The 1,999-nt window shown below is 39.0% G+C and carries 3 protein-coding genes; all 3 read right to left on the bottom strand.

The window, feature by feature from the left end:
• Positions 1 to 388: hypothetical protein (locus AC1MDJ_RS07615; protein ID WP_479690323.1), on the bottom strand; the 388-nt coding region annotated here is incomplete at its 3' end.
• Between the two features lie 17 nt (positions 389 to 405).
• Complete coding sequence (locus tag AC1MDJ_RS07610; RefSeq protein WP_479690322.1) at positions 406 to 1,305, bottom strand: lysozyme inhibitor LprI family protein; 900 nt, start codon at positions 1,303 to 1,305, stop codon at positions 406 to 408.
• A partial coding sequence (locus tag AC1MDJ_RS07605; protein ID WP_479690321.1) for a VgrG-related protein occupies positions 1,306 to 1,999 on the bottom strand: 694 nt, incomplete at its 5' end. It abuts the gene before it with no gap.

Raw genomic sequence — 1,999 nt, 5'->3', positions numbered from 1 at the left:
CAATATTTCCCTCACCTATTGTAGCTCTAGTTATCCCCTCTTTATCACTCCCCGTGTTTGTTAATCCTATAGTCGTGCTGTCAGCTATAGACAGGTTAAAGCCCGTTCGACTATTCTCTGCATAGTCAAATAAATCAGCCCATTCTAACGAGGTAGCCACTATATTAAGGTTACCCTTGTCATTGCCATGTTCATCCCTGTTGGCTATCGTTGAGCCTGTCATAGATAAATCTATATCTACAAAATCTGTGCCCATAAGCGAGCTTATCTGTGTTTGCTGATAGCTACTTGAACCATTAGACATACCAAAACTACCGCCAACTAGCAACTCTAAACCTGCGTGGTCAGCAGAAAAAACAGCACTTCGGGATTGAATATGTTTAGTCATTTGTTAGTTCGCCATCACTATTTGTCAAGTGGTTCACAACTGTTATAATTGCTCCCGTCTTTCAACAAACAATTAAAGTAGGCTATACGCTCCTTATACGAATTTATCAAAACCTTAACATCTCTTTTGTCTAGCTTGTTATTGTTCCACCTTACCTGCCACTTCTTAATTTTACTAAGATATTCTGTCTTGGCGTTATATGCTTTAAGAACCTTTTTATAAAGTTCATTCAACTGCAAATCCAGCTTTGCAAGCTCCTCATCTGTGCATATCAGTTTTTCTACTAGATATAGATTGTTGCCATCCATATCGCACTTGAAAGATGTTTTATAAATCAGCTTGCCAACTTGCTTTTGTGCTGGACTTTTTTCATCTATCAGCCCCCTAAGCCCATGACTTAATCTTGCATTTAGTTTGTCCGTCAGTTCCCTAGCTTCCTGTTGGTCTTGCTCCAGCGGAAGTATGGTATATTCGGAGATTTCGCTATCTATAAATTTACCCGCTATCCGACCGTTAGATTCTAAAATCAGCTTGTCAGTTTTAACCATGAGATAGTCTTCGGATAATCCAGCATTCTTTGTGAAAATATATGGAACACAAATAAATCTAGCGTATCCGCCATCGTCGGTGAGAACACCATTCGTAAAGTAGTCCCCCGACCATTTCATCGCTCCTTGCAGTCCATCAATAACTGCCTCTAAACATTGATTTTTATGATATGTGAGTATCCCCTTTTTATTTGTATAGCTAATGTGTCCGCAAACAATGTCGTCGTTGCCCCACAAATCTCGTGGCAACTCAAAGCCTCCACTGGTAAGTTGAATTACTACGTATTTATCGGCATCAGCGCAAGAAATGGCGACTACCAATAGCACTATTATGAATATCAAAGGCATTTCTTTACTTAAAAATATCATTTAATCACCTCCTAATCCTACTGTGAGCAATATCTCTTGTCTTGTGGTTGAAACCACTTGTTTATCTACTTTATTCAAAGCAGCCCGTTTCTCCCTTTCAAACCTATTCGTTAAACTACGGGCAAGTGATGTGGTTAATTTCGAATCATTATTTACATAAATAATCCTTTCGTCATACATCTTTACAACAATCTCTGCTGTCGTTGCACTGGACAAATCAACTTTATCAAGTGCCCTTTTTATTATCGTTGGCGACCCTATGTGTTGCACACCCATAGACCAAACAATATCTTGCATAATCGGATTGCTCATATCAAGAGCTTTATAATTTTCGGATATGTAACCTAAAGGTTTTTGGTAATTATTTTCATAAACAAACCCTTGTTGTAGCTCTTCAAACCTTTTAGTGTCCGTATCTGCTATATATTTCCAAGCCCTTACAAACTCCTCTTTTCCCGCTTTAGCGGCTTTAGCTCCACCAGCACTATCCAAAACGTCATATATATCTTTAGCATTGGTTTCAAGGCTCTTTATGAAAGCATCCATTGAACCGTATCCTTTTTTATCTCTAGCACTGCTGGTGCTAATCTGCCATAAGCCGTAACTGCAACCACCAGGGTCACTTTTCGGGTCAGGACATTTATAATAACCATTTATAGAAGTTTGCTTATCCACATTCGTGGTGCCAGCATTA

It is taken from the genome of Candidatus Termitispirillum reticulitermitis, assembly GCF_054655775.1.
The sequence above is the reverse complement of the archived record's forward strand: the minus strand, read 5'-3'. Positions and strand labels throughout refer to the sequence as shown.